The organism is Exiguobacterium sp. NPDC077395, from assembly GCF_050269125.1.
Taxonomy (GTDB): domain Bacteria; phylum Bacillota; class Bacilli; order Exiguobacteriales; family Exiguobacteriaceae; genus Exiguobacterium; species Exiguobacterium aestuarii_A.
The window spans coordinates 839,757-866,564 of the sequence record NZ_JBNNHU010000001.1 but is presented as its reverse complement, the minus strand read 5'-3'; the positions used below and the strand labels follow the sequence as shown (position 1 = coordinate 866,564).

Annotated in this window: 23 protein-coding genes and 1 other annotated feature; of the genes, 9 read left to right on the top strand and 14 right to left on the bottom strand. The window is 47.1% G+C overall.

The features are described 5' to 3' along the window. Window positions 1-39 precede the first annotated feature (39 nt). Window positions 40-3,207, bottom strand: coding sequence for a DNA polymerase III subunit alpha (gene dnaE, locus ACQKD4_RS04405; protein ID WP_427372571.1), 3,168 nt, complete (start codon window positions 3,205-3,207; stop codon window positions 40-42). A gap of 102 nt (window positions 3,208-3,309) precedes the next feature. On the opposite strand from dnaE, the gene ACQKD4_RS04400 reads away from it, so the two are divergent. After that, window positions 3,310-3,501, top strand: a complete 192-nt coding sequence (locus ACQKD4_RS04400) for a hypothetical protein (protein WP_074033430.1) — start codon at window positions 3,310-3,312, stop codon at window positions 3,499-3,501. 16 nt (window positions 3,502-3,517) lie between these two features. Here ACQKD4_RS04400 and ACQKD4_RS04395 read toward each other — a convergent pair whose 3' ends face one another. Continuing rightward, window positions 3,518-4,486 (bottom strand): DHH family phosphoesterase, encoded by a 969-nt coding sequence (locus ACQKD4_RS04395; protein WP_214782187.1) that lies wholly within the window; start codon window positions 4,484-4,486, stop codon window positions 3,518-3,520. A 75-nt stretch (window positions 4,487-4,561) separates the two neighbouring features. Between ACQKD4_RS04395 and ACQKD4_RS04390 the strand changes: the two genes are divergently transcribed. Continuing rightward, window positions 4,562-4,876: a YtpI family protein gene (locus ACQKD4_RS04390; RefSeq protein ID WP_074033432.1), complete on the top strand. Its 315-nt coding sequence runs from the start codon at window positions 4,562-4,564 to the stop codon at window positions 4,874-4,876. 42 nt (window positions 4,877-4,918) lie between these two features. Here the strand turns inward: ACQKD4_RS04390 and ACQKD4_RS04385 are convergent, their stop codons facing one another. Next, window positions 4,919-6,229: a DRTGG domain-containing protein gene (locus ACQKD4_RS04385; RefSeq protein WP_074033433.1), complete on the bottom strand. Its 1,311-nt coding sequence runs from the start codon at window positions 6,227-6,229 to the stop codon at window positions 4,919-4,921. A gap of 165 nt (window positions 6,230-6,394) precedes the next feature. On the opposite strand from ACQKD4_RS04385, the gene ACQKD4_RS04380 reads away from it, so the two are divergent. Beyond that, window positions 6,395-7,492 (top strand): M24 family metallopeptidase, encoded by a 1,098-nt coding sequence (locus tag ACQKD4_RS04380; protein ID WP_214874551.1) that lies wholly within the window; start codon window positions 6,395-6,397, stop codon window positions 7,490-7,492. 42 nt (window positions 7,493-7,534) lie between these two features. Here the strand turns inward: ACQKD4_RS04380 and ACQKD4_RS04375 are convergent, their stop codons facing one another. After that, on the bottom strand, window positions 7,535-8,257 hold the full coding sequence (locus ACQKD4_RS04375; protein ID WP_427372570.1) for a metallophosphoesterase family protein: 723 nt from the start codon (window positions 8,255-8,257) through the stop codon (window positions 7,535-7,537). Between the two features lie 11 nt (window positions 8,258-8,268). Next, window positions 8,269-8,994 carry an SDR family oxidoreductase gene (locus ACQKD4_RS04370; RefSeq protein ID WP_427372569.1) on the bottom strand — a complete coding sequence of 242 codons (726 nt, stop codon included), beginning with the start codon at window positions 8,992-8,994 and terminating at the stop codon, window positions 8,269-8,271. Window positions 8,995-9,177: 183 nt separating this feature from the next. On the opposite strand from ACQKD4_RS04370, the gene ACQKD4_RS04365 reads away from it, so the two are divergent. Further along, the gene (locus ACQKD4_RS04365) at window positions 9,178-9,615 is read left to right on the top strand and encodes a universal stress protein (protein WP_012726732.1); all 438 of its coding nucleotides are present in this window, start codon (window positions 9,178-9,180) and stop codon (window positions 9,613-9,615) included. 53 nt (window positions 9,616-9,668) lie between these two features. Here the strand turns inward: ACQKD4_RS04365 and ACQKD4_RS04360 are convergent, their stop codons facing one another. The 4 genes from ACQKD4_RS04360 to tpx form a co-directional block, all read right to left on the bottom strand. Continuing rightward, a complete protein-coding gene (locus ACQKD4_RS04360) occupies window positions 9,669-10,265 on the bottom strand; it encodes a 3D domain-containing protein (protein WP_214795643.1) in 597 nt (198 codons plus the stop codon). 377 nt (window positions 10,266-10,642) lie between these two features. Continuing rightward, complete coding sequence (locus ACQKD4_RS04355) at window positions 10,643-11,854, bottom strand: acetate kinase (RefSeq protein WP_214693261.1); 1,212 nt, start codon at window positions 11,852-11,854, stop codon at window positions 10,643-10,645. A gap of 119 nt (window positions 11,855-11,973) precedes the next feature. Beyond that, window positions 11,974-12,867, bottom strand: a complete 894-nt coding sequence (locus tag ACQKD4_RS04350; RefSeq protein WP_427372568.1) for a class I SAM-dependent methyltransferase — start codon at window positions 12,865-12,867, stop codon at window positions 11,974-11,976. 96 nt (window positions 12,868-12,963) lie between these two features. Next, window positions 12,964-13,452 carry a thiol peroxidase gene (tpx, locus tag ACQKD4_RS04345; RefSeq protein WP_214746441.1) on the bottom strand — a complete coding sequence of 163 codons (489 nt, stop codon included), beginning with the start codon at window positions 13,450-13,452 and terminating at the stop codon, window positions 12,964-12,966. Window positions 13,453-13,601: 149 nt separating this feature from the next. On the opposite strand from tpx, the gene ACQKD4_RS04340 reads away from it, so the two are divergent. After that, window positions 13,602-14,420: an NAD kinase gene (locus ACQKD4_RS04340; RefSeq protein ID WP_214694006.1), complete on the top strand. Its 819-nt coding sequence runs from the start codon at window positions 13,602-13,604 to the stop codon at window positions 14,418-14,420. A 53-nt stretch (window positions 14,421-14,473) separates the two neighbouring features. Here ACQKD4_RS04340 and ACQKD4_RS04335 read toward each other — a convergent pair whose 3' ends face one another. Together ACQKD4_RS04335 and ezrA are read right to left on the bottom strand one after the other, a co-directional pair. Further along, complete coding sequence (locus tag ACQKD4_RS04335) at window positions 14,474-16,045, bottom strand: amidohydrolase (RefSeq protein ID WP_427372567.1); 1,572 nt, start codon at window positions 16,043-16,045, stop codon at window positions 14,474-14,476. Between the two features lie 74 nt (window positions 16,046-16,119). Then, window positions 16,120-17,850: a septation ring formation regulator EzrA gene (ezrA, locus tag ACQKD4_RS04330; RefSeq protein ID WP_214693268.1), complete on the bottom strand. Its 1,731-nt coding sequence runs from the start codon at window positions 17,848-17,850 to the stop codon at window positions 16,120-16,122. A gap of 235 nt (window positions 17,851-18,085) precedes the next feature. On the opposite strand from ezrA, the gene ACQKD4_RS04325 reads away from it, so the two are divergent. Beyond that, on the top strand, window positions 18,086-18,568 hold the full coding sequence (locus ACQKD4_RS04325; RefSeq protein ID WP_214693271.1) for a GAF domain-containing protein: 483 nt from the start codon (window positions 18,086-18,088) through the stop codon (window positions 18,566-18,568). 222 nt (window positions 18,569-18,790) lie between these two features. Next, the gene (gene rpsD, locus ACQKD4_RS04320; RefSeq protein ID WP_074033444.1) at window positions 18,791-19,390 is read left to right on the top strand and encodes a 30S ribosomal protein S4; all 600 of its coding nucleotides are present in this window, start codon (window positions 18,791-18,793) and stop codon (window positions 19,388-19,390) included. Between the two features lie 35 nt (window positions 19,391-19,425). On the opposite strand, the gene ACQKD4_RS04315 is transcribed toward rpsD, so the two are convergent. Both ACQKD4_RS04315 and tyrS read right to left on the bottom strand, forming a co-directional pair. Beyond that, window positions 19,426-20,052, bottom strand: coding sequence for a GTP pyrophosphokinase (locus ACQKD4_RS04315; protein ID WP_214693273.1), 627 nt, complete (start codon window positions 20,050-20,052; stop codon window positions 19,426-19,428). Between the two features lie 96 nt (window positions 20,053-20,148). Next, the gene (gene tyrS / locus ACQKD4_RS04310) at window positions 20,149-21,396 is read right to left on the bottom strand and encodes a tyrosine--tRNA ligase (RefSeq protein ID WP_427372566.1); all 1,248 of its coding nucleotides are present in this window, start codon (window positions 21,394-21,396) and stop codon (window positions 20,149-20,151) included. A 48-nt stretch (window positions 21,397-21,444) separates the two neighbouring features. Further along, window positions 21,445-21,643: a binding site (T-box leader), on the bottom strand. 168 nt (window positions 21,644-21,811) lie between these two features. Between tyrS and ACQKD4_RS04305 the strand changes: the two genes are divergently transcribed. Continuing rightward, window positions 21,812-24,271: a transglycosylase domain-containing protein gene (locus tag ACQKD4_RS04305; protein ID WP_427372565.1), complete on the top strand. Its 2,460-nt coding sequence runs from the start codon at window positions 21,812-21,814 to the stop codon at window positions 24,269-24,271. 41 nt (window positions 24,272-24,312) lie between these two features. Here ACQKD4_RS04305 and acsA read toward each other — a convergent pair whose 3' ends face one another. Beyond that, window positions 24,313-26,019 (bottom strand): acetate--CoA ligase, encoded by a 1,707-nt coding sequence (acsA, locus tag ACQKD4_RS04300; RefSeq protein WP_214693287.1) that lies wholly within the window; start codon window positions 26,017-26,019, stop codon window positions 24,313-24,315. 155 nt (window positions 26,020-26,174) lie between these two features. On the opposite strand from acsA, the gene ACQKD4_RS04295 reads away from it, so the two are divergent. Continuing rightward, entirely contained in the window at window positions 26,175-26,804 is a 630-nt protein-coding gene (locus ACQKD4_RS04295; protein WP_214760138.1) for a GNAT family N-acetyltransferase, read from the top strand. Window positions 26,805-26,808 lie beyond the last annotated feature (4 nt).

The following is a 26,808-nucleotide window of genomic DNA, read 5'->3' as shown; positions in this document are numbered from 1 at the left end:
CTTAAGTGGTCAGACCAATTAGTGCGATTATATCACTTTTTAGGACTTGGCACTAGTTTCTGGACCAACCATTTTTAGATCGATTCGTTTTAACACAACATTCTCTTCTCCGAATCGTCTCTTCGCCTCTGCGACATACTCCTCGTTCGGGTTGATTGAAAAAGCGGATGCCAGTTGTTTCACTTCTTTCGAATCCGTGAACCGACAGACGACCGGAACATCTCCTTGCGCACGCTGAATCCAATCTTCTAGTTCAGAGAATCGATCTAACGTGAGCCTTACGAACAAAGCTTGACCATGTAATGGACGCACACGTTCGACAATCAATTGTTTACGTCCATCCCGTTCATTCGAATGAACTTCAAGCAACAAAATGTTACCCACGTAGAGGGAGCGACTGAATTGAGCGAAGGTTCTAGGAAAGACGACGACTTCTTCTTGCGTCATCCCGTCATCTACCATTATGACACCCATTCGTTCTTGCTTTTTCGTCATGAACGTACGCACGTCATCCACATACACGACTAGATACCCGTTCGTCCCGTGCACAACGTCTTCAATCGTAGAAGGCTCGATGCCCACGTCAGGAATCGTCGTAAGTGGAGAGTGCACAACCCATGTTCCGAGTGCTTCCCGCTCTTCTTCAGACCAGTTTGGCTCTTTCGCTTTTTTCTGCTTAAGCCCGAGTGATGACAGTTCATCTGGTAAGAAGTGCGTACCGGCCTCTTCACGTAAACGTTCGACTGCTTCAAACGCACTCGTCCGGTCACCGTGATACATGCGGTCAAGCGCCCCAGCTCCTAGCAAACGTCTCAACTTCAATTGATCTTTACTCTTCCATTCCATCGCTTCCTGAAGAGTTCGGACATCTTTTAGCTGTCCATTCAGCTCGATGAGTCGTTCGACGTCTCGTTTCGTCAGTCCTTGAATCGCTTTAAGCCCAAGACGGACGCCAGGACCTTCAAGTGTCGCTTCGGCATGTCCGTGCAATACATCGGGCGGATACACAGGGATTTTGTCTTTACGCAATAGTCTCACGAGTTGACTTGTCTTCTCCGACGTCACGACATGGAAAACACGTGGATAATGCGCTTTGACGTAAGCCAATCGATAACTGATCAAACTGTAGGCGACCGCATGGGAACGGTTAAACCCATACCCTGCAAACTTTTCAATCCAAGAGAAGATTTGTGACAAGACATCTCGGTTCTTTCCTTCAGATTGACGTAAAAACCGCTCTCGTTCTCGTTCAATCGTACCGGTATCTTTTTTGGCAATCGCTCGTCTGACCAAATCCGCCTCGGCATATGAATATCCACCGAGTTTTCGAAGAAGTCGCATGACCTGTTCTTGATAAACGAGCACGCCATATGTCGACTTCATGATTTCTTCGACGTCCGGGTGAATCGGTTGATATGGCATACCATGTTTTCGTTTTGCATACGTTTCAATAAACTGCATCGGTCCTGGTCGATAGAGCGACATCGTCACGACGATATCCTCAAACTCTGTCGGTTTGACTTGGCGCAACGCCTGTTTCATACCCGACGACTCAAACTGGAAGATCCCGTCCGTCTCTCCTCTTGCTAATAATCGGTACGTCCGGGCGTCATGTAAGGGAATGGTCTTCAAGGAGAACATCGCGTCACTCTCGCGGACCATTTCCTCCATTTGACGAAGGCGACTCAAATTTCGGAGCCCGAGCAAATCAATTTTGAGTAGCCCGATTTCTTCCAAATCCTTCATATTATATTGGGTCACATGCTCATCAAGTTCGGGTTGGAGCGGTGTCACGTCTTCAATCGGTTGACGACTGAGTACAACCCCAGCGGCGTGTACAGATGATTGACGTGGCAACCCTTCTAGCTGTTTCGCAATCCGAATCAACTGTTGACGCTTCTGGCTACCTGCGAACCATTTCATCTGTTTTGGATTCGCCATCAATTCGTCCAACCCACCTGATTTCACTTGTTTACTTGCAGCCTGCCCCTCTTCTAACGTCATGCCGAGCGCCCTCGCGACGTCACGGATGGCCGCCTTTGCCCCAAAGGTTGCGAGTGTCCCGATTTGCGCCGCATGAGCATCCCCATATTTCGATAGCACGTATGAAACGACTTCTTCCCGACGCTCATCTTCAAAATCTAAGTCAATATCCGGCATCGAGACGCGTTCCGGATTGAGGAACCGTTCAAATAGGAGGCCATAGAGAACTGGGTCGACTTCTGTAATGTGCAGTGCAAAACTGATGAGCGAGCCGGCCGCCGACCCCCGACCTGGACCGACCTCGATCCCGGACTCACGGGCGAATCGGATGATATCTTCGACAATCAGGAAATACGAAGAAAACCCGGTCTTGGCAATGACGTCAAGCTCAAACTTCGCTCGTCCGATATACGGCTCTTTCATCAGTTCCATCGCTTTTAACCGTTCACCGACGAGCCGCTTCAACTTTTGATCAGCGTCCGGTAACTCTGGAATCGCGCCTTCCGCTTGTGGAAGATGCTCGAGTTGAATCAGTGCTTCAAAACGCTCAAGCTCGCCCAATTCTTCTGAAGTGAACCAGTCGTTCATCTCGCTTGGTAGCCGGACATGCAGACCTTTTTGACGTACATCCTCCTCTGACATCACTTCGCCTTCTCGAATGGCAGAGATTGCCCGGAAACCCTCCACATCTTCAGGTCGCATATATCTTGTTTCAGGGACCGGAATCAATTGGACGGCGAGTTCTTCTTTCATCATGCGAAGTTGCTTTAACAGTTGTACCTGTTCTGTCGTCTGCGGTGCCGGGAGACCGAGCCATAGTCTGTTCTCGTCTACAAAAGATAGCAGTTGATGATAAAGACGACGTCGATGGACCGGGTCGCTCGCTTTCCAGTTTTCCGGTAGGACAATGAGGGGCATCGTCGTACGTTCATCGATCCCGCCTTTCTTGATGATTCGGTATTGCTCTTGTAGTTCTGCTTCGTTCGATGCATAAGCAAGTACCGACACATCAAGCCCGTCTAGTCGAAGGACGGTTCTCAGTCCGATGAGCGGCTTCACCCCATAGCGTTTGCAGTAGGATAGAAACGACGGCACACCATAAAAGGCATCGTCTGCGATGGCGACCGCGCGACTCCCTCGCTCTGTCATCTGCATCACATATTGTTCTAGTCGAATCGTGCTTTGTAGTAAGCTATAAGCAGTTCTGACATTAAGATGAATCATCTTCGTCCTCCTCTCTATTTAATGATATTGTCAAACTCAATTCTCCACTTCTCTGATACAATAATTATAGACAAAACTCACGACAAAAGGGGGCAAAAGCGTATGATTATCAATCGGGGACAAATTGCGCGCGATAAGTTAGAAAAATTACAGAACGGTCAAACCGTCTTTGCGGACAGTCCTGAAATCATCGACCGACTTCGAAAGTATATTGCAGAATATCAACTCGATGTCGTCGAAGATGTGACCGACCGCGGCACGTGGTTTATCCCACAAGAAAACGGAGACAAATGAAGAGAGCTGACCGTGGTCAGCTCTCTTCATTTTCTTCAAACGTGAACTCTCCTGCCACTTCATTCAAAGCAGCAATGACGTCATCCATTTCATCCCACGTATCAATCGTGGCACCTGACGCCATCGGATGGCCACCACCACGGTAACGCTTCGCCACTTCATTGATGACAGGTCCTTTCGACCGAATCCGGACACGAATCTCTTCTTTGTTTTCGACAAACATGACCCAACATTTCAATCCTTCGAGGCCAGAGAAGCTATTGACGAGTTGCGATGCCGCTTCCGGGGACGCATGGAACGTCCGGAGCACATCTTTATCAATCTTCACATACCCGACGCCTTCTTCTGTGACATTGACGTGCTGTAACACGTACCCTTGTAACTGTAGCGTCGCTAAGTTGGTCTTATACATGTGTCGGTACAGTTTGTTCGTATCGATGCCTTTGTCAATCAATCTCGAAGCAATCTCAAACGTACGTGCCGTGGCATTCCGGAACTGGAAGCGCCCCGTGTCACCTACGATACCGGCATATAATAAGAAGGCCGCTTCTTGATCGATCGGATAATCCCAAATGTTCGCCAACTCCACAATCATCTCGGACGTCGAACTGACCGTGGTGTCCACGATTTGTGTCATCGCATACGGGTCTTCATCAGGGTGATGGTCGATTTTAATGATTGTTTTTCCTTTTAACGCATATGGTCCATCGATTCGTTCCTGATTCGCTGTATCTAGAATCAAAACGAGCGCATCCTTATACATTTCTTCCTCAACGTGTTCCATCTTTCCTAAAAATTCAAGGTCGGGCACCATACCGCCGACTACATAGATCTTTTTATCCGGATGAACCGACTTCAAAATACGTTGGAGCCCGAGCTGGCTCCCCAATGCATCTGGGTCTGGTCTGACATGTCGATGAATAAAAATGGTGTCAGCCGCCTCGATTTCTGTTTTGATTGAATCCGCTTTCGCCCATGCCCACATGATGATTCCTCACTTTCCTACACACTATTATGGTATGATGATAACAGATTACGAGAAAGAAAGGGGTTCCTTCACTTGCAACTTGTCATGATTGGACTCATTTTGTTCGCGCTCGGAGCGTACCTTGTCTTCAAGCGTCGTGCTTTTTTGACAAAGACGCCAAACCGTAAAGCCTTGTTCAATACACAAGCTTTAATCTGGTTAAGTTTATTCCTCGCGCTATTCGCCGCGAACCAAATGGTTGGTGGATTCGGTTTGAATTCATCGGTCGGTTGGATTGTCAGTATCGTCATGTTGGTCGTCGGCTTAGGCAATGCGGTCGTTGGATTTATCCGTTACCGGAAAATCTATCCGCTCGCCGCAGAAGAACCGACGAATACGCCTTCATAAAAAGAGAGCACCCGCTACTCGTGTAGCCGGTGCTCTTTTAAGTTACCGATCAATCAACTGTGCCGTGACAAGCGCCTTGGCGACAAGTTGTGTACCTTGTGTCATTTCTACGTCTACTTTCCCGAACTTCCGCCCAAGATCGAAGACGTTTGCCGACACTCGAATCTGACTCTCAATCTGAATCGGTTTCATGAAGTAGACGGTGATGTTCTCGACCACCAAATCACCTTTTTTCATATGACGCAGACTGCGCGTCGCCCCTTCGACTAACAAAGTCGTCAACACCCCTGATGACGCGGTCCCCATATGGCTCGTCATTTGCGGTGCGACCTCGACAGTGAACGCCGTACCGTTCGACGCGGGATCTTCTTTCAATTGGTTCGTGATCATGTTGTCGAACGTTTCACCGACTTGCGGCTGACGATTCGCAAGTTGCAACGCCTTCAACACATCTTGACGACTGATGATTCCGAGCAAGCGACCATAGTTATCGACGACAGGGAGCATCTCAATCCCTTCCCATACCATCTGGTGCGCAGCGTTGGTCACGCTCGTCTGGACGCCGACCGTAATCGGGCTCTTTGTCATGACTTTCTCGATGTCATAGTCGTGCGATTTGTCGATGACATCTTTCGCAGTAATCACCCCGACCACCTTCATCTGCTCATCGATGACCGGATAACGATTATGCTTCGTCCGCTCATTCAATTCGTGCCAACGTTTCACCGTGTCATCCGATTTCAAATAAAACGTGTCGTGAAGCGGAATGACGATATCTGACACAAGAAGAATCTCTTTCTTGATGAGTCGATCATAAATAGCCCGGTTAATCATCGTTGCGACGGTAAAGCTGTCGTAAGAAGTCGAGATGACGGGCATATCATACTTATCCGCCATTCGTTTCACTTCATCCGTCGTATCAAATCCCCCTGTGATCAACACGGCCCCGCCGGACTGCAAGACGAGTTCATGCGCCTTCTCTCGGTTTCCGATGATGACGAGTGAATCGACATCGATATAACGCATCATCGCTTCCAATTTCATGGCTCCGATGACAAATTTAGATAATGTCTTATGCAGACCATTTCGTCCACCTAACACTTGTCCATCGACAATATTGACGACTTCGGCAAATGTCAGCTTCTCAATATTCTCTTTCTGTTTACGCTTGATCCGAATCGTCCCTACACGTTCGATGGTAGAGACGAAGCCCAGGTTCTCAGCTTCTTTGATGGCCCGATAAGCCGTCCCTTCTGAAACAGCTAACTCTTTGGCAATTTGGCGGACCGAAATTTTTGACCCAACATCGAGTGACTCGATATGTGCTATGATCTGTTCATGTTTTGTGGTCATACGCGGAGTCCCTTCTCTCAATACATTTTCTACTCTTTTTAGTATACTGTATCAGTCAAACTTGTTCAAACTGTACTAATCAAATTGCAACATTTCCTTTCTGTTTTCGAAACAGCTATAATAGACGAGTAGTCAACGTAAGAGTGAGAAGGGAAGGGATTCATCTTGAATCAACGCACCAATCAAATTGCACAATCTTTAGCGACGAAAGGATTAGACGCGGCATTCGTCACGTCAAAGGCATCTGTATTTTACTTTTCGGGAGTATACGCAGAAGCCCACGAGCGGCTGATCGCCATCCTCGTCCTAAAGAATGGGACAACTGCCATCATTTGTCCTGCCCTTGAAAAAGGAATTGTCGAAGCGAGTGACTGGTCAGGTGAAATCGTGACGTACATGGACCATGAGAATCCGTGGGATAAAATCGTCAAGTTGTTCCTTGATAACCAAATCGTTCCTGAGCGTATCGGGATTGAAGGCGAGCATTTGACATTCAATCGTGTCGAGCACCTCCGCGCTGGTTTTGCCGGATTGTCGATTATCGATTTGACAGACGAACTCCAAACGTTACGCATGATCAAATCACCGGATGAAGTACGTACAATGAAACGTGCCGCTGAACTTGCAGATATGGCAATCGAAGCAGGAATTCGGTCACTTCGTGAAGGCGTGACCGAGCTCGAAGTCATCGCGGACATTGAATATGCGATGAAACAACAAGGCGTTCGTGAAATGTCATTCGACACACTCGTATTGTTCGGTGAAAACAGCGCTGACCCTCACGGTGTACCAGGCAACAACCGTTTGAAGAAAGGCGATTTCGCCTTGTTCGACCTCGGTGTCGTCTGGCAAGGGTATTGCTCAGATATCACTCGAACGGTCGTCTTCGGTGAAGCGAGTACGAAACAACGTGAAATTTACGAAACGGTATTACAAGCAGAAGAAGCAGCGATCGAGATGGCGAACGTTGGCACGACGCTCGGAGCGATCGATATCGCAGCCCGTCAAGTCATCACGTCCGCTGGATACGGTGAGTACTTCACGCACCGTATCGGTCATGGAATCGGAATCGAAGTTCATGAACATCCATCGATGGCGGCGAACAATGACATGACAGCTCAAGTCGGGATGACGTTTACCGTCGAACCAGGTATTTATCTACCGGGCGTAGGTGGTGTCCGCATCGAAGATGACCTCGTCATGACAGAGAGCGGTCCGATTACATTGACGAGCTATCCGAAAACACTTCAAGAGATTCAATAAGAAAAAGGTGGGGTCCAAGGACCTCACCTTTTTACGCACTCTTCAATAGAACAATCGAAACATGACATCTCGTTGCGGAACTTCATAACGTTCCATTTTTTCTAGAAATGTTCGTTTATCATAAGGGACAGCCCGCAGATCAATCTGCATCCCATCTTCTCCATCTGATAAAATCGCGAACCGCGCAAGTTCATCTCGGGCGACACCGAGCGCACCTGGATTGACGTACCGCTTCTTCTCGTCTTGGAATAAGTGAACCGGGTGGTGATGACCAAATAAGATGACATCCCCATCGTACTCTCCATACAACCGTTGCATGTTTTCAAGTGTCGGCTCTAGAATATCATGGAATGGTTCTTCGACGATGGTAGCTTGACGCTTTTCGCTCGGGATATGGTAATGAATGCCGAATGCCTTTTGACTAGCCAACTCACCCGTGATTGTCCGTGGAAGAGACTCAAGAACATCCACATATCTAGATTGAAGATGACGCGCGACCCACTCGTGATGCGGTCGCGTATGCGCATAACTTTCTGGATGGCCCTGTCCGGCTAAAAGCGAGACGACTGCTTCATCGTGATTACCGGAAATCATGTGTGCCCCGCGGTCAATCAATCTCTCCATGACCGCGTTTGAGTCCGGCCCCATCGCAATCATATCACCGAGTGACCAGATGATGTCGACCTGCTCTGTATCTAACGCATGAAGGACTGCCTCTAGCGCCTCTAGATTTCCGTGAACGTCAGTCACAACCCCAATCTTCATCGCTCTCCCCCTCACTTTCGATACTGATGCACCACGTTGACCCCGCCGGTCACATCGATGACGGCACCCGTGATCATATCTGATTCCTCATGTAATAGGAAGGAAATGAGTCGTGCGATATCCTCTCCAGTTCCGTGTCGTCCGACTGGAGTCCCTTCATCGATTTCCGCCTCCTCGATACGCATCTCTTTTTGAGATCCGACGATGTTTCCTGGATTGACCATATTTGCCGTGATCCCAAAAGGCGCTTCCTCAAGAGCGACCGATTTCGTCAAACTGACGAGTGCCGTTTTCGCTGCCGCAAACGCTGAACGGTGAATCCATCCGGGAGCCGATGCACTCTCCGGAAACCCGTATGAGATGATGCGCCCGAAACGATTAGAGCGCATCGCAGGAATCGCGCGACGCATCAACCAAAACGAGGCAGACAGGTTACCTGTCACCACTTCATCCCACTCCTCATCCGTCAATTCGACGAGCGGTTTCCGTTCAAAAATGTATGGACCCGCATTTAGAATTAAGGCATTCGGTTCACCAAACCGCTCGACTGCTTCCTCATAGGCCGAGAGCAGCTGTTTACGGTCAGTCAACCCTGCCTCGATCATATGTATCCGCTCATGTTCCCAATCAATCGGATTCCGCTGCAGAATACTGACGTGCCAGCCATCTTGCAACAGACGCTCTGTCACGACACGCCCAATCCCTTTCGCACCAGAAGTAATCATTACATGTTTCATCGTCCAACCTCCTCCGCCTTATTTTACCCGTTCTTTCACGTGAATTCCAAACTTGGACATGTCGTGAACAATTCTATGAAAAAATTCACTCCTTTTCATGACGAAAAAGCGTGAAATCTGAAAGAAGTGGTATACTATATATGTAAGCCGAACGTATAATTCGAGCGAAAGGTTGGGATTTACATGGCAATTGTATACAAACACATTTTATCTGCCGTTGACGGCTCTAAAGAGGCGGAACGTGCATTTGAGACCGCAATCGATGTCGCCATTCGTAACGAAGGGAAACTGTATGTAGGTCACGTGATTGACACGCGTACATTCGCGACAGTTGAAGCCTACGATCGGACGATTACCGAACGCGCAGAAACGTATGCTAAAGAGTTACTCGAAGACTATGTGAACCGTGCCAAAGAACGTGGCGTGAAAGAAGTCGAGACCGTGATCGAATACGGTTCTCCAAAAGTGACAATCGCTAAAAAGATTGCTCCTAACCATGATATTGATCTTATTATTTGTGGCGCGACTGGGTTGAACGCTGTCGAACGCTTCTTTATCGGAAGTGTTTCAGAAAGCATCGTCCGCTATGCGAAGTGCGACGTGCTCATCGTCCGTCAATAATCGTTTATCCTAAAAGAAGGGGTCTTGCGCAATCGCAAGACCCCTTTTCTTTATTACAACACCTTGACCGTAACCGTTTTACGACCGAATTGAATCGCCGCACTGTGCGAGTACATTAAGATATCGATTTTGTTTCCTTTGATGGCGCCGCCAGTATCTGCAGCCGTATACGTTCCTAACAACTTGCTCCCTACGTATACTTGAACTTTCGTGCCAAGTGGAATGACACGCGGGTCGACCGCGATCACATTACGTTTTTGTGTACGAACGTTCCAACCGAGAGCCGTCTTCCCAGAACAGCCTTTGCAATAAGGTGTATACGCAGATGCTTTCATCGTGTACGTTTTGCCGACAGACTGTTTCTTCGCTCCTGTTGTCGTGACATAACTTGTCGCAACCCATGCTTTTTTCTTTTTATAATAAACTTGTGTCCAGGCTCCTTTTGAACCTAAACGTTGTAACTTTTGACCTTTGTTTAACTTGCCTAAGATTTTTGTACCCATTCGTGCATCTGAACGGATATTTAAATCGTTTACTTTACTGACGACATAAACTTTATTTGAAGAGGCAGCTTGCACTTGCGATTGTGGCAGGAAAAGCGTTGAAACTAAAATCGTAATTAGCATCATCCATCCTAACTTTTTAAGCATGCAATCGTTCCTCCCTTAATTCAGATCGTGTCATCGATGATCTGTACATCGAATGTTTCGTCCAGATAACTATATGATGAAATATGTAGCAGTGCCGTTACACTTACGGTTCATTTAAATGTCACGAACGTTACAACTTGATGTCAAAATAGTCGATTCTTTGCTTTAAATCGCATTTCTGAAACGAAGTAGAGATATTAATATAAATAATCATCCAATATATGGTTATTTCATGACTCAAATGTTACAAAATGATATATTACATGCATCTAATGTTACAAAGTGAAGAATCATTTGTCCTATCACTCCTCCAGTATGTTAGGAAAAAAGCCTCAAAAAAACCCACGTTACGCGAGGTAACGTGGGTTTGAGTGATCTTATGCGTGCTCTTCAACGAGGTTTGCAATGCGAACCGTGTCGCGCGCGATGACCAATTCTTCGTTCGTCGGGATGATGATGACCTTAACTGGTGAGTGTGGGTAGTTGATGAATAACTCTTTGCCTCGTGCACCATTGTTAAGTGAAGGATCCCAGTAGACGCCCATGAATTCGAGGCCACGAAGGATACGCTCACGGATGACATCCGAGTTTTCACCGACACCCGCTGTGAAGATGATGGCATCGACACCATTCATTTCAGCGGCATATTGACCGATGTAACCGTGAATACGGTTTGAGAAGATTTTGAGAGATACTTCTGCACGGTGGTTTCCTTCTGCAGCCGCTTGCTCGATGTCACGTAAGTCACTTGAAATACCAGAGAGACCGTAAACACCTGACTCTTTGTTCATGACGTTCAAGACGTCTTCAGCAGACTTCCCTGTTTTTTGCATCAAGAATGGGATGAGGGCCGGGTCAAGCGAACCTGAGCGAGTTCCCATCGTGATTCCTTCAAGCGGTGTGAAGCCCATTGTTGTATCGATTGAACGACCACCTGCAACGGCTGCGATTGACGCACCGCTACCGAGGTGACATGAGATTAAACGCAAGTCTTCGAGCGGACGACCGAGAAGTTCTGCTGCACGTTGTGTCACATACTTGTGGCTAGTCCCGTGGAAACCATATTTACGTACACCGTGCTCTGTATAGTATTCGTACGGGAGACTGTACAAGAAGTTCTCTTCTGGCATCGATTGGTGGAATGCCGTGTCGAATACCGCAACTTGTGGAACGTTTGGCAAGATTGCTTGGAAAGCACGAATCCCAGTCAAGTTTGGTGGGATGTGAAGTGGTCCGAGCTCTGTGAAAGACTCGATGTTCTTCATGACTTCGTCATCGATCACAACCGAATCCGCATACAACTCTTTCCCGTGTAACACACGGTGACCTACGCCAGAAATCTCATCGAACGATTGAATGATATCAAGTTCGATCAGTTTCTCTAGCGTCAATTCAACCGCTTCTTTGTGCGTGTGAAGTGGCGTGACCACGTTGAACTTCTGTCCTTCACCGTACTTGATTGTAAAAATTGCATCTTCTTTCCCTACACGCTCAACCAATCCGACTGCGAGCAACTCTTCCGTTGGCATCTCGAGTAACTGGAACTTGAGCGATGAACTACCAGCATTGACTGCCATAATTTTCGTCATGTCATACACCTCTTACCTTTCGTTTTAAACGCGTTTCTTTATCTGTTCAATTTAAAACTGATAACTGTATCATAATGAAGATACTTGATTTTGAATACCTTTTTCAAGTATTTTGTCTATTATTTTTGCGTTGTTTTGAACCAATCATCAATCTGTTTCACTACATTGGCAACCGCTCGGACGTCTGTGAATGACGGAAGCTCAACGAATAAGACTTGTTTCGGGCGTGTGACGCCTTCCCCCACTTTTTGCAGGAGCAACAAACTTTTCGCATAACGTTCGTCTTTAAACATTGTCGTCGGAAGTTGGATCACACCTTTGACAACCGCTTCACGGTCCATCCATTGTTTTAATTTCCCTTCATCATCCTGTTCAAACAAATTGTTCGGAATGACGAACAATCCGTGTCCACCCGGTTTCGTATGACGGATCGCCTGTTCCATCATCAAGAAATGAGAATAGGCATGCCCTTCATTACGTTTCATGTCGTATTCGGCCGCGACTTCATCATTTGGGTAGTAACCGATCGGTAGATCCGCAAGTGACAAATCACTCGGTTCGACAAACAACGGGGCGAGCGCGTCTTGATGGAAATATGAAACCGGCTCTCCTAATAAATTGCTAATCGAATAAGAGAGACGAAGCAACAATTCATCGACTTCGACCGCTTGTGCCGTCGCTTCTTTCAATTGCGAGAGGACCGCATGTGTCAACGTGCCTGTGCCGCTCCCAAGATCGAGAATCGTCGCACCATCTTTGAGGAGCTTCGTTGCCAAGTAGCCCATGAACAAACTGACCGCATCCGGAGTCGGTTGGTTGTTCGGTGGGAGTTGCGTCGTTTCTTCAAGCACAAGTAGACTGATAGCTTTCCGCACGTCATCCATCTTCTCATTTTCGATGTCGACATGGTCAAACACTTGCACGAGTGCCTCAATCGGTAATACATCAAGGTCGTTGACAAGTTTTTTCGCTTCTTTCTTCCAATCACGATACAGTTGTTCAAAACGTTCCATTTTCGTTCATCCTTTCCATACAAAACCGGCCCCCATAAGAGGACCGGTCGGTTCACGTACTAGTGTAAGCTATTTTAATCAATTTCGCCAAACGAATCAATTCGCTTGTTCGAATGCCTGAAGCGCTGCTTCAAAATCAACTTCGTCTGTCATTTCATCCATATATTGAACGTACTGGACGACGCCGTTTGAATCGACGACGAACACAGAACGAGCGAGGAGACGCATTTCTTCAATTAATACGCCGTACGCTTTCGCAAATGATAGATCACGGTGATCAGAGAGCGTGACCACGTTGTCAAGACCTGAAGCCGAGCACCAACGACGTTGTGCGAATGGGAGGTCGTTCGACACAGTCAAGACCGTTCCGCCAAGTGATGATGCTTTCTCATTGAATTCACGCGTTTGTGCGTCACATACGCCTGTATCAATTGAAGGAATGACACTGATCAATTTTTTCCCCGGATAGCTTGCTAATGTCACTTCTTCTAAAGCTGTCGTCAACACTCGGAAGTCAGGTGCTTGGTCTCCCACTTTCACTGGATTTCCTTGTAATGTCACGTTGTTCCCTTTAAATGTTGGCATGAACTCATCCCCTTTGTTGTAGTTACCTTCTCATCATATCGATGAAATTGAGCCTTTGACAAACTTCCTGCTTTTGGCTCTGTTTCAGTTTTCCCTATATTGGTTGAAGGAAACACGTTATAATAAGGGGGACACCATTGACAAAGGGGATGACTCAGATGAGAAATAACGTCTATTTGTACCATCGTAACGTCAACGAATTCACTAAAGAAGTGAAGAAGCTAAAAGAAATCGGGGAAAAACATGGGTTTAACATCGTCAATCAACCAGAAGATGCGAATATTATCGCTGCGGTTGGTGGAGACGGTGCCTTTTTACAGGCTGTCCGCTATACAGGTTTTCGTCAGGATGCCATCTATGTCGGATTCGGACGCGGATTGAACGAGTTTTATTGTGACTTTGACATACATAAACTCGATGAAGTCGACCGCCTCTTCTCGGACAACTCGACGCGAATCGAAGAAGGTCTCGAAGTACGCAAATATCCACTTCTCTCCGCATCGATTAACGAATCGACACCGCTTCTTTGTTTAAATGAAGCTTCCATTAAATCGAGCATCATCAAATCACTCGCAATCGAGGTTTATATCGACGATTTGCACTTTGAGACATTCCGTGGGGACGGAATGGTCGTGTCGACTCCGACCGGTTCGACTGCTTATAACAAATCGTTGAGCGGCGCGGTCGTCGACCCACTCATCCCATGTATGCAAGTCAGCGAGATCGCTTCGGTCAACAACAACCGTTACCGCACACTCGGCTCTTCGTTTATCGTACACGAATCGCGCAAGCTATCACTTCGCATCGTTGAAGACGGAAACGATTACCCGATCATCGGTATGGATAATGAAGCACTCAGTTTGAAGTACACAGACCGGATCGACATCGAACTTTCTGACAAAGTCATCAAGACCGTCAAACTTCGCACGAACTCGTTCTGGCATAAAGTACAACGTTCATTCTTCTAATCAAGAAGAGGAGCCGGTTGACCCTAATTGGGATCAATCGGCTCCTCTTTTATTTACGATGTGACGACTTCCGCCTCATATACCGGTTTTCCTTCGACGACCGTCATGGCTAAACGATTGTGAAGAATGTCCTCCCCTTGTAATAGGAAGAAGTCCTCGTCCCACACGGTGAAGTTCGCGTTGTAACTTTGGATCAATAACCCGTTTCTTCCGTGTGTACCGGTGGCGACATGCGGTGAATACGTAAAGCTGCGAAGCGCCTCGTACATCGATAGACGCTCACTCGGATTTAACGTGCTCGAACCCTTAAACGACTGTCTCGCTATCGCTCCGAACAACCCTTTCCGAACATCAACGGATGAGATCGGGGCATCACTTCCCCCAAGCAACAACGCTCCCGTATCAAGAAGTGACTTGAAGCGATACACATCATGAACGCGTTCATTTCCTAATCGTTCAAACAACATATCTAAGTCGTCAGAAAGAAAGACCGGTTGCGCATCGATTAGAACAGGCAAGGATTTGATGCGCTTGATCAGTGAATCGTTTAACAAGGAAGCGTGGATAATGCGGTCCCGCGTTCCTTTTTTAGCTGGATATTTCTCAAGCAGACTGACAAACTGTTCGACGGCCGCATCCCCAATCACGTGAGCCGCGACGTTCATTCCGTACGTACGCGCCTTTTTCACGAGTGCTTCCAAATGATCCGGTCGGTGCACTTCGATCCCTCGCTGAGCCAGGTCATCAGCATACGGTGCTGAGAGCAGTGCTGTCCGCCCCCCGAACGAGCCGTCTACGAACAGTTTCATCGCCCCAAAGTCAAACCGTTTTCGTTTTGTCATCGCATCATGTTGAATGACACGGTCCACAACTTGTTCATGAACGAGAAGATGCGCTTGGAACGGTAATTCATCTAGCACGTCCTCATACGCTTGAATCGTCTCTAACGGGTCACCATGATAAAACAAGTCCTCGGTGTGGGCACCAACGATCCCGTGTGCGAACAACGAGTCGATGGCACGTCGGAGTGAGGCAGCATTTTTCTTCCGATTCCCACTCAGTTCTTTATATAAGAGGTCGAGCGCGGCATCATATAAGACACCGTTCAACTTCCCTTCCTCGTCCCGGCCGAGCTTTCCGCCTTCGATGACCGTGTGATGAATCAAGCCAAGGCGCTCGAGTCCTTTCGAGTTCACGACCGCAACATGACGGCAGACACGCTTCAAGACGACGGGACGATCCGAGATCACTTCATCAATCATGTCTCGCGTCGGCATTTCACCGAGTAATCGATCATCAAATCCTTCTGCGACCACCCATTCATCATCTGAACCTTGTTGTTTCATCGTCTCAAGTAATTCTCGAAGGTTGATCGCCTCGCTTGCATCGACACGGTCTAGCGCTTCCCCGTAACCGACAAGGTGAATGTGCGAGTCTGTGAAAGCAGGATAGACACTCTTTCCTTCTAAGTTCACAATCTCTTCAATCCGACCGGCGTATGTACGACGGAGATGACCCTCTTCGCCCATTTTTAAGATTCGTCCATGCTCCACAAACATGGCCCGCATCATTTCACCCGGTTTATTCAACGTATAGATGTTCCCATTAACCCATAACGTACCCATCTGACGATTCCTCCTTGATTGAAAAAAGATTGACGTCTACGTTTTTCCCGTTTCCGTCAATCTTCATGCATCGTTTATTTTTTTAGCAGTTCTTGCTGTTCTAACCCTTGATCGACGCGTCGACGAATCTCATGCGCCCCATCTTCTTCGAAGCGGCCGAGCACACGCTCACCGATTTCAACGGCAGTACCATACTCTCCGTGCAAAAACTTGTTTTCTGCGAGTGTCAAAGCGATGTGCACTTCGTTGTCACGACGACGGAATCGGTTGGCGTATTGTAACAACTGTTCAGCATATGTCACTTGACGAATCAGCGCATGGACACGGTCGCGGAAGTGATCCATCATTTCCTCTACATCATGACTGAGTCCGACGATATAAGTCATATTGAATGGCGCTTTATCGAACTGTTCATCTAGAGACTGGACGCCTTTTTGAAGTTGACGTAAGTCGTTGGATAAATCGTTCGGGACGACAGGCATCGCGCTTTTCGCCAAGAGGCGGCGGTGCGCAGACAATTCTTTCTTCCACGTTTCGAGCTTATGTCGTACTTCGAGTTCTTCCTTACGTAACGAATTCGTGTCCTCGATGAATCGCTCATGCATGGCATTGAATTGATCGAGCGAACGTTTCGCTTCTTGGACTTTCGATTTAATCATGCTATACGGCAACATTTGGGCGACGAGCGCTTGCTCGATATCAAGTACATTCGCCGTGAGCGTCGTCCGTTCGCGTTCTAACTGTTCAAACTCCTCGCCGACACGAGCGTTGATCTCATAATTACTGACGAGTCGAGACATTTCTGTTTGCAGGTTGCCCATGATTTCGGAAGACTGGCGTTCACGTTCCTGAATCGTCGCAAATTCCTTCTTCACATATTGGCGTGCATCGACTTCCGTTCGGAACGCCTCAAACAGCTGGTCGATATCGGAACTCAACTGTTGCATGTCCTCTTCGAAATGATCAAATTCCAATCGTTCGATGCGAGCCATCAGTTCCTCACGACGTTCTTCCGCTTGATCGATTTCTTCCATTAATCCGAGCGGTTCGAGCGCATACCCGTCCATTTGCATTTCTTTATGTCCAGCCCGTAACTGTTGAAGTTGTTGTTTCAACTCTACTTGGACTGTACGTACGAATTGCGGGATGATTCGAATCAATTCACGGATATGACCGACTTGGTTCGATAAGGCTTGTCCAGTCTCGAACGCCTCAGAGACTTGACCGACTTGTTTCAAGTTGATCATTTCACTGCGCTTCGCCTCAGCGGCAGCAATCTCTTGCTCGACAAGCGCATACGTCGGGCCGAACGCATGATTTTGTGAATTCAATGTTTTGCGGAACTGATACAATTCTTTCTCGTCTTGCTTCACGATGTCCATGAGCGAAGTGTGGTGTGTCGTGAACTCATCCATCTCATCGAGCATGGCGTGTACCATCGTCTCGAGTTCTTCGATAAGTTGTTCTGTCGCATTCAAGTCCGCCTTCACTTTCATAAAGCGATATTTGTCCAAGTCTTCCTCGGCTCGGTATAGCGCTTCATCGATTTGACCTGCATGCACACTGACCAACTCATCCCAAGATTGATGCCAACGATCGAACTTTTCTTTCGTTTCCCCTTCCATTGGCCATTGCTTGAACTTCTGAAGTTCAACCGGGATGCTCGCGCTGAGCACACTCTGTTTCCTCATATCCAAGTCATCGATTTTTTGGTAAAAATTCCTTCGAATGAGCATACTCCCCAACATGCCGCCTAATACGACGACGATGATTCCAATGATTAACCCATAAATTCCGTAATCCATCTTTGTCACAACCTCCAAGCCGCTTTCGTGGACTTATGTACCTTATATAAAAAAGAAGTATTTTATAAGAATAGATATACCTAATCATATTATAGAACCAATGATTTGCATAGGTTTTCCAATGGTTTCAGTGGAGATTGTTCATTTTTTCTGAACTTTCACGCAAGACAAATCCGAAATTAGCGTGTACCATAATGCTAAATTCTAAAAACAAGAAAGATGGAGGGGATTCAATATGTTCCAAACAACATCCTATTCAGGTGATTTAGCTGCCGGTTACGATCTATTAAATAAACAACTCGCTGCTCTATTAGAAGGCGAAACAAATGCGGTCGCCAACCTTGCCAACGCAAGTGCTTTACTGAACCAATTTTTAGATCGAATCAACTGGGTCGGCTTTTATGTGACAGACTCTGAGGATAGCCTCATTCTCGGTCCTTTCCAAGGTCTTCCAGCTTGTGTGCATATCGCGTTCGGAAAAGGCGTTTGTGGAACAGCGGCGTCTACACAGGAAACGCAGCTCGTCGCTGATGTTCATCAATTCCCAGGACATATTGCGTGTGACGCGGCTTCAAACTCTGAAATCGTTGTCCCACTCGTACGGGATGGGAAGACAATCGGTGTCCTCGATATCGACAGTCCAGAATTCGATCGTTTTTCCGAAGTCGATCGTGTTGGACTCGAACGTTTTTGTGAGACGCTACTTCGCTTTATTTGATTGACAAGCCTTTACTTTCATCGTATACTCATCTTTGTGCATGAAATGACGATAGCAGTCATAGACAAACGTATCCACCTTTCGGGCCTCGACTTAGTCGGAGGGGCATCTCGTAGCTTCGCTATCAAGTGAAGGTGCTTGCACCTTGAAAGGGGCGTTACTAGTCTTTGACACCGTTGTTCTTTTGTGCAAAATACATGAACAACAAGGAGGAGTCCAATCATGGCTCGTTACACAGGTCCAGCTTGGAAACTCTCGCGTCGCTTAGGCATCTCGCTTAGCGAAACGGGTAAAGAATTAGTAAAACGTCCTTACGCACCAGGTCAACACGGAAATGGTCGTAAGAAAATCTCAGAATACGGTCTTCAGCTTCAAGCGAAGCAAGCACTTCGTCACATGTACGGAGTGAACGAGAAGCAATTCCGCCGCATCTTCAACGATGCTGGTAAAATGCCAGGCATCCACGGTGAGAACTTCATGTTCTTGCTCGAATCACGCCTTGACAACCTCGTTTACCGTTTCGGCCTCGCTCGCACACGTCGTGGAGCACGCCAACTCGTCAACCACGGTCACATCACAGTTGACGGATCACGCGTAGACATCGCGTCTTACCGCGTAAAACCAGGTCAAGTTATCGCAGTTCGCGAAAAGTCGAAAAACGTGAAAGCAATCGCTGAAGCTCTTGAAGTAGCACCAGCTACAAAAGACTTTGTATCGTTTGACGCTGAGAAACTCGAAGGTACATTCGTACGTCTCCCAGAACGCGCTGAACTCAACGACCAAATCAAAGAGCAACTTATCGTCGAGTACTACTCACGTTAATGCTTTTAATCCCCTTCTTTACGAAGGGGATTTTTCTATTTCTTCAGAATTTCTTGTCGAATGCGTCCCATCTGCGTATCGAGGGCATCGGCCATCCGTGACGCCTCAATGAGTTCTTCTTTCGACGACTCCGGTACCTCGTGCTGATATTTATATTGAAGTTTATGTTCCGTCGCCGCCCAAAAATCCATGGCAAGCGTACGAATTTGAATTTCAGCCGGTACCCAGATGATCCGCTCGGCCAAATAGACTTTTGTCTTCACGATCAGATGTAAACTCCGATACCCGCTCGGCTTCGGATGTTCGATGTAATCTTTGATTTCGATGATGTCCAAATCATCCCGTGCCTCTAAATGACGCAAGATCTCATAAATGTCATCACGGAAGCTCGTGACAATCCGAATCCCCGCCACATCATGGACGTGTTCCCAAAGTGCAGACACCTCTAGAGGTAAGTCTTTCCGCTTCATTTTGCGCACGATGGACGGTAACGTCTTCATTCTCGTCTTCACGTGTTCAATCGGTGAATAACCGAGTCGCGTCTGCCAATCCAAGTCAATGATTCCGAGATCGCTCTCGAGCTCCGTGATCGCCATTTCATAATATCGAAAGTGTTCGCGCCATTGATGGAACTGGTCGCCGAAAAATTCTTCAATCTCCATCGTCATCCCTCCTATCTCCTCATTTTATCAAATCCGAATAACATAGAATGTACAAAAAACGTCCATTCCTCAACAAATGAAGAATGGACGTGATGATTATACGTGACGAATCACAAAGTACTTTTTCTTACCGCGACGAATGATTGTAAATTCACCGAGTGTGTCTTCGCGCGTGACGACTTTATCAAGCGCTTGTTCGCGTTCGCCGTTCAAGTAAATCGCTCCGTTCGTCACATCTTCACGTGCCTGACGTTTCGATGGTGAGATCTTCGCCTCGACGAGGAGATCGACGATGTTGCGCTCGCCGTCAAGCTCGAATTGCGGCATTCCTTTGAAAGCATCTTCCATGTCTTCTGGTTGAAGCGACGTCAAATCTCCGCTAAAGAATGCTGTCGTGATGCGTTCCGCTTGTTCAAGACCTGCTTCACCATGAACGAGCTTCGTCATCTCTTCTGCGAGACGGCGCTGCGCCACACGCTTCTCAGGTGCTTCTGCCACTTCAGTCGCAAGTGCTTCAATCTCTTCATGTGACATGAACGTGAAGTATTTGATGAACTTGATGACATCTGCATCGTCGACGTTGATCCAGAACTGGTAGAACTCGTATGGTGACGTCTTGTCAGCGTCTAACCAGACCGCACCGCCCGCTGTCTTCCCGAACTTCTGTCCGTCCGACTTTGTGACGAGCGGAACCGTAAGTCCGTATGCTTTTTCTGAATGGCCGAAGCGACGAATCAATTCAAGACCTGCCGTGATGTTCCCCCATTGGTCACTTCCACCGACTTGAAGACGACATTTCTCTGTCTCGTATAGTTTCAAGAAGTCGTAAGATTGAAGCAGCATGTATGAGAATTCTGTGTACGAGATCCCGTTCTCCATACGTGAATCGACAGAATCTTTCGCAAGCATGTAACTGATTGGGAAGTGCTTCCCGATGTCGCGAAGGAAGTCGATGATTGACATCTCTTCCGTCCATTCGTAGTTGTTGCGAATCGTGATCGGGTTCTCCCCTTCAAGTGGAAGGAATCGGCTCAACTGATCTTTGATGCGGTCCGAGAAGAGTTTAACCGTATCCAATGTGTTCAATGAACGTTCATCCGAACGACCAGACGGGTCTCCAATCATACCTGTCGCCCCACCGACGAGCGCGATGACCTGATGGCCTGCTTGTTGGAAACGTTTCAGCGTCAAAATCGGGAGCAAGTGCCCGATATGAAGCGAGTCAGCTGTCGGGTCAAATCCTGTGTACAACGTCGTTGGTTGTTTCAGTTGTTCTTTCAATCCTTCTTCATCTGTCATTTGGTTGACAAGCCCTCGAAACTCTAAGTCTTTTAATAGTTCCATCTGTTCCACTCCTTCAATTGACATAAAAAAAACGTCCCTTCTCATATGAGAAGGGACGGAGATTCCGCGGTACCACCCTACTTGTCGCAATTTGCGACCGCTTGAGCGAGAGATAACGGTCTCGAACCGGCCTAAAAGGCACGCTCTGAAAGTGTAATTCATCGTTTGGCATTGGCTAGTTCACAGCAACCACTAGCTTTCTGGACAAGAGGCCCACCGACTACTTCGCTTTCTTCATTGCGTCATGATATTGTTGACTATGCTATTCATTTTATAAGCATCGTTTTCAACTTGTCAACTCCCATAATGAAACTTGCACGAGACTTCGGTTTCAAGGTAAGGTGTAGGTTGAATTGTGCTATAATCGAATATATTACTGTCTAAAATAGTTTTACACCATATTAAGGAGGCTGTCATGCTGCAGAAGATTCGAGACTTATGGAATAATCCGACGTCCATGAAAGCACGTCGCTATGCCAATGTGATCTATGATGTGTCTTGGAATGTCTTACTCCTCACCATCATTTCTGTTGTACTAATCGGATTTTTAGGTGCCGGAATCGGTGTCGGATATTTCGCATCCCTTGTCAAAGATATGCCGACCCCTGCCTATAAGACGATGACGTCACAAATCAATACGTACACGTCGACGTCAAATATTTATTTCGGGAGCGGAGAACGTATCGGGAACTACACGACCGATGAAGTACGCATTCCAATCCCCGTAGAAAAAGTATCACCCTATGTGGTCGATGCGCTTCTTGCGACAGAGGATGTCGAGTTTTATGAACATGATGGTGTCGTGCCAAAAGCGACGCTTCGTGCCATCTTACAAGAAGCGACAGGGTCAGAGGATCGCACAGGTGGTTCGACCTTGACGCAACAATTGATTAAAAACCAAATGCTGACGAATGAAGTATCGTTCGAACGGAAAGCAAAAGAAATCCTACTTGCCCTTCGTCTTGAAAAAGCAATGGATAAGGATGAGATTTTAAATGCCTACCTAAACGTCGTCTCATTCGGTCGTAACTCGATGGGACGTAACATTTCAGGAATCGAAGCCGCTGCAAACGGCGTCTTCAACACATCTGCCGAGAAATTGACGCTTCCACAAGCAGCATTTTTAGCAGGTATTCCGAAAAACCCATTCTTCTATACACCTTACTATCAAGGTGGGGTCATTAAAGAAGATGTGTCAGGTGCGGTCAACCGAATGAAGACCGTCTTGAACCGGATGTATGTCGCTGGGAAGATTACACAAGAAGAGTATGACGCAGCGTATAACTATGATATTACGCAAGACTTCATGAAGACGCAGTCGAAACCACGGGATAAATATCCGTACGTTATTGATGAAGCCGAGCTTCAAACACGACAAATCGTTACAGACTATTTGATTAAACAAGACGGAATCAATGTGAACGACCTTGAACCAAAAGAACTGAAAGAAATTGAATCTAGCTACGCAAAGCGCGCTCACAATATGCTACGTCAGGGCGGATTTAATATTCATCTAACACTTGATAAAAAGATTCATGAAGCGATGCAACAACCCGCCAAAAATGCAGGGAACTTCGGTCCAAATCAGTATGTTAAGGAAAATGATAAAACGTATCCTGAACAAACATCTTCTATCATGATTGAAAACAAAACCGGAAAAGTTCTCGGATTTGTGGGTGGTCGTTATGTGAATGGTAAGCCGGATGATTTGAACAGAGCATTTTATGCAAACCGACAAATCGCTTCCACTGCAAAACCAATTCTAGTCTATCCGAACGCTATTGAAGCCGGACTTATCACTCCAGCTACAGTTGTGGTAGACGAAAAATATTCTTACCAACTCACTGGTCCTGGCCAAGATGAAAAGCCTGTCTCCAATGAAGGAGGGAATTTCCGAGGCCCTGTCACGGTACGCGAAGCGTTAAAACTTTCTTTAAACGTACCAGCTGTTAAAATTTATGAAGAACACAACCAAAAATACGCGGACACCAAAAAATTAGTTGATATGGGCATTCCCGTTTCGGAAGTTAACCGCAATGCCTCATCGATGGCACTAGGGGTAGGCGAAGTCACACCAGTTAAATTAGCCTCTGCGTATGCAATGTTAGCTAACTACGGAGAACATGTTGATCCATATCTCGTCGAACGCATTGACTATCAAGGTGAAACGATTTATGAGGCAAATCCAAAGAAAACACGGATATACTCTGATCGCACATCATATCTTGTAGTTGATATGCTTCGTGATGTCTTCACATCCGGAACTGCAACTTATGCAAACTCTCTATTCAATGTGCCTGGCGACTGGATTGGGAAAACGGGTACAAACAACGATCGAAAAGATTCATATTTAATTGGTTCTAATCCTGAAGTGACTTTAGCAGTATGGTCTGGCTACGACACACAATTGGCAACCATGCAAAATGGTAATGGGTATGGTCAATACTATCAACGGACGCAACGGATCTGGTCAGAAACGATGAACCTCGCGTATGCAGCCAATGCCGATGCCTTCAATGTCAACGCCCGCTTCAAGCAACCTTCTAGCGTAACTGCGAAAGACTTCAAAGACTCTGGTTCATTCTCTGAGAAGAAGAAAGTAGAAGAGAAAGAAAAAGAAGAGGAAGAGAAGAAGAAGGAAGAAGAAGAGAAGAAACGAGAGGCGGAGGAAGCGAAGGAAGAGGCTGAAGAGAAGAAACAAGAAGCCGCTGCCGATGCTGCCGCTAAGAAAAAAGCTGAAGAAGAAGCTAGAGCAAAAGCTGAAGCCGAGGCAAAGAAGAAAGCCGAGGAAGAAGCGAAGAAGAAAGCTGAAGAAGAGGCTCAACAAGAAACTGAGCAACCAGCTGAAGAGAATGCCGATTCGGACGGTGCATAAACAAACGGTCGACACATCGCGTGTCGACCGTTTTGTATATCTTAATCTTCCATCGTCGAGAGGTCACCTGTCTCCAGATTCAACTCCCAAGCTTTCAAGACACGACGCATGATCTTACCGCTTCGCGTTTTCGGCAACTTGTCTTTGAATTCAATTTCACGTGGTGCCGCATGCGCAGCTAATCCCTCTTTGACGAATTGCTGGATTTCTTGTTTTAATTCATCTGACGGCTCATAGCCTTTCCGAAGCGCGATGAACGCTTTGATGATTTCGCCGCGGATCGGGTCCGGTTTCCCGATGACACCTGCCTCAGCGACAGCCGGGTGCTCTACGAGTCGGCTTTCGACTTCAAAAGGACCGACACGCTCTCCAGCCGTCATAATGACGTCATCCACACGTCCTTGGAACCAGAAGTATCCATCTTCATCCATGTAAGCCGAGTCGCCCGATACGTACCAATCTCCCCAGAAATAGCTCTCATACTTCGCATCGTTCTTCCAAATCTTCCGCATCATCGATGGCCAAGGCGTCTTGAGTGCCAAGTTCCCCATTCGGTGTGGCGGAAGTGGTTGACCCCGGTCATCCAAAATGGCAGCTTCACATCCTGGGATCGGTTTCCCCATTGAACCAGGTTTGATGTCCATCGTCGGATAGTTACAAATCATCATCGCGCCGGTTTCTGTCATCCACCACGTATCGTGGATCCGGAGGTCGAACGCTTCGTGCCCCCAACGAATGACTTCAGGATTCAACGGCTCACCGACCGATAAAATGTGTCTTAGTGACGATAAGTCATACTTTTCAAACGCCTCATCGCCCGCACCCATGAGCATCCGGAACGCCGTCGGTGCACTATACCAGACCGTCACACCGAATCGTTCGATGACCGAATACCAGAACTCAGGGTTGAATCGGCCGCCGACGATGACGTTCGTCGCCCCGTTCAAGAACGGTGCAAAAATCCCGTAGCTCGTCCCGGTTACCCAGCCTGGGTCAGCGGTGCACCAGTAAATATCGTCTGGCTGAAGATCAAGCACCCATTTACCGGTCATCATATGTTGAATCATGGCGTTATGAACGTGAAGGACCCCTTTTGGCTTCCCTGTTGATCCCGATGTATAGTGTAAAATCAGACCGTCTTCTCGATCGACCCATGTTAACCCGAGTTCTGTCGTCGCCTCGTTCGCCAATTTCCGATAGTCGAGCACTTTCTCTGACTCTTCGACATCGTCACCGACGAGCAGAATCGTCTCGAGGTGCGGCAATTGGTCGACCGGTACACGTGGCAACAGTTCTTTCGTCGTCACGATCACTTTTGCTTCAGAGTCGAGCAATCGATCGTGTACTGCCTGTTCCATGAACGCCTCAAACAACGGTCCTACGATGGCACCGAGTTTGATGGCACCGAGTAAAATAAAATAAAGTTCTGGTTGACGTGGCATAAAGATAAAGACGCGGTCGCCTTTCTCCACACCAATCGACTTCAGAACATTTCCAGAACGATTACTTTCTTGCTTCATATCCGCATACGTGTAGCGCTCTTCCCGATCCCCATCGAAATAGAGCAATGCCACTTTCGTCGCCAATTCACTTTCCGCATGGCGATCGATTGCTTCGTATGCCAAATTGACCTTCCCCGTTAAGTTCCAAGAAAATAAAGCTTCTGCTTGTGTCCATTCAAACGACTGACAAGCCTCTTCATACGACGCTAATTGATGTTCCCCTGTTAACGCTTTCAATTTTTCCATCGTTAAAGATTCGCCTCCCCTGTACAGATTGGTATAACCACTTTCAGTATAGTGTTAAAATTATGACAAATCAACGAATTTCCAATTTCATCAAAACAGGATGATTCCTACTTGATGAAAGCGCTATAATAAGAGGTGGAAAAGGTGGTGACCCAATGGAAAAACAATATCATTCAAAAGTGTGGCAGACCTCACAAGGTGACGTCACGATTGACGGTCCGGTTGCGCCCGACGTGCTGCATACGTATCGTCTTGATGAAGGATTGACGGCTTTTCGTGAACCAGAAGATCAGCACGAGGCTCTTGTCGATATTGCTGGGTTGAAAGAGGGAAGAATCATCGTCGCCAGACAGGATGATCTCGTGATCGGTTACGTGACATTCCTCTATCCTGACCCATATGAGCGTTGGAGTGAAGGGAATGACCCATACATCCTTGAACTTGGGGCAATCGAAGTGAGTCCCCGCTTCCGTGGTCAACGAATCGGGAAACAATTACTCGAGGTATCGATGATGGACCCACATATGGATGATTTTTTAATTTTGACGACTGAATATTATTGGCACTGGGATTTGAAAGGCAGCGGACTCTCGATTTGGGATTATCGAAAAGTCATGGAGAAGATGATGAATCATGGTGGACTTGTCTTCTTCCCGACAGACGATCCTGAAATCGCCTCTCACCCTGCCAACTGTTTGATGGCTCGCATCGGCAAAAACGTGCGCCAAGAATCCATCGACCATTTTGATTCGCTACGGCTTCGCCGGCGATTTATGTACGACTAAGGAG

What these genes read in the sequence shown, in the direction of transcription:
- ACQKD4_RS04365 (WP_012726732.1), top strand. Translation starts at nt 9,178, where the DNA reads ATGGCAATTGTATACAAACACATTTTATCTGCCGTTGACGGCTCTAAA.
- acsA (WP_214693287.1), bottom strand. Translation starts at nt 26,019, where the DNA reads ATGGAAAAATTGAAAGCGTTAACAGGGGAACATCAATTAGCGTCGTAT.
- ACQKD4_RS04385 (WP_074033433.1), bottom strand. Translation starts at nt 6,229, where the DNA reads ATGACCACAAAACATGAACAGATCATAGCACATATCGAGTCACTCGAT.
- ACQKD4_RS04360 (WP_214795643.1), bottom strand. Translation starts at nt 10,265, where the DNA reads ATGCTTAAAAAGTTAGGATGGATGATGCTAATTACGATTTTAGTTTCA.
- ACQKD4_RS04395 (WP_214782187.1), bottom strand. Translation starts at nt 4,486, where the DNA reads ATGTGGGCATGGGCGAAAGCGGATTCAATCAAAACAGAAATCGAGGCG.
- ACQKD4_RS04400 (WP_074033430.1), top strand. Translation starts at nt 3,310, where the DNA reads ATGATTATCAATCGGGGACAAATTGCGCGCGATAAGTTAGAAAAATTA.
- tpx (WP_214746441.1), bottom strand. Translation starts at nt 13,452, where the DNA reads ATGCCAACATTTAAAGGGAACAACGTGACATTACAAGGAAATCCAGTG.
- rpsD (WP_074033444.1), top strand. Translation starts at nt 18,791, where the DNA reads ATGGCTCGTTACACAGGTCCAGCTTGGAAACTCTCGCGTCGCTTAGGC.
- ACQKD4_RS04350 (WP_427372568.1), bottom strand. Translation starts at nt 12,867, where the DNA reads ATGGAACGTTTTGAACAACTGTATCGTGATTGGAAGAAAGAAGCGAAA.
- ACQKD4_RS04355 (WP_214693261.1), bottom strand. Translation starts at nt 11,854, where the DNA reads ATGACGAAAATTATGGCAGTCAATGCTGGTAGTTCATCGCTCAAGTTC.
- ACQKD4_RS04315 (WP_214693273.1), bottom strand. Translation starts at nt 20,052, where the DNA reads ATGGAGATTGAAGAATTTTTCGGCGACCAGTTCCATCAATGGCGCGAA.
- ACQKD4_RS04340 (WP_214694006.1), top strand. Translation starts at nt 13,602, where the DNA reads ATGACTCAGATGAGAAATAACGTCTATTTGTACCATCGTAACGTCAAC.
- ACQKD4_RS04325 (WP_214693271.1), top strand. Translation starts at nt 18,086, where the DNA reads ATGTTCCAAACAACATCCTATTCAGGTGATTTAGCTGCCGGTTACGAT.
- ACQKD4_RS04305 (WP_427372565.1), top strand. Translation starts at nt 21,812, where the DNA reads ATGCTGCAGAAGATTCGAGACTTATGGAATAATCCGACGTCCATGAAA.
- ACQKD4_RS04370 (WP_427372569.1), bottom strand. Translation starts at nt 8,994, where the DNA reads ATGAAACATGTAATGATTACTTCTGGTGCGAAAGGGATTGGGCGTGTC.
- ACQKD4_RS04335 (WP_427372567.1), bottom strand. Translation starts at nt 16,045, where the DNA reads ATGGGTACGTTATGGGTTAATGGGAACATCTATACGTTGAATAAACCG.
- ezrA (WP_214693268.1), bottom strand. Translation starts at nt 17,850, where the DNA reads ATGGATTACGGAATTTATGGGTTAATCATTGGAATCATCGTCGTCGTA.
- ACQKD4_RS04375 (WP_427372570.1), bottom strand. Translation starts at nt 8,257, where the DNA reads ATGAAGATTGGGGTTGTGACTGACGTTCACGGAAATCTAGAGGCGCTA.
- dnaE (WP_427372571.1), bottom strand. Translation starts at nt 3,207, where the DNA reads ATGATTCATCTTAATGTCAGAACTGCTTATAGCTTACTACAAAGCACG.
- ACQKD4_RS04295 (WP_214760138.1), top strand. Translation starts at nt 26,175, where the DNA reads ATGGAAAAACAATATCATTCAAAAGTGTGGCAGACCTCACAAGGTGAC.
- tyrS (WP_427372566.1), bottom strand. Translation starts at nt 21,396, where the DNA reads ATGGAACTATTAAAAGACTTAGAGTTTCGAGGGCTTGTCAACCAAATG.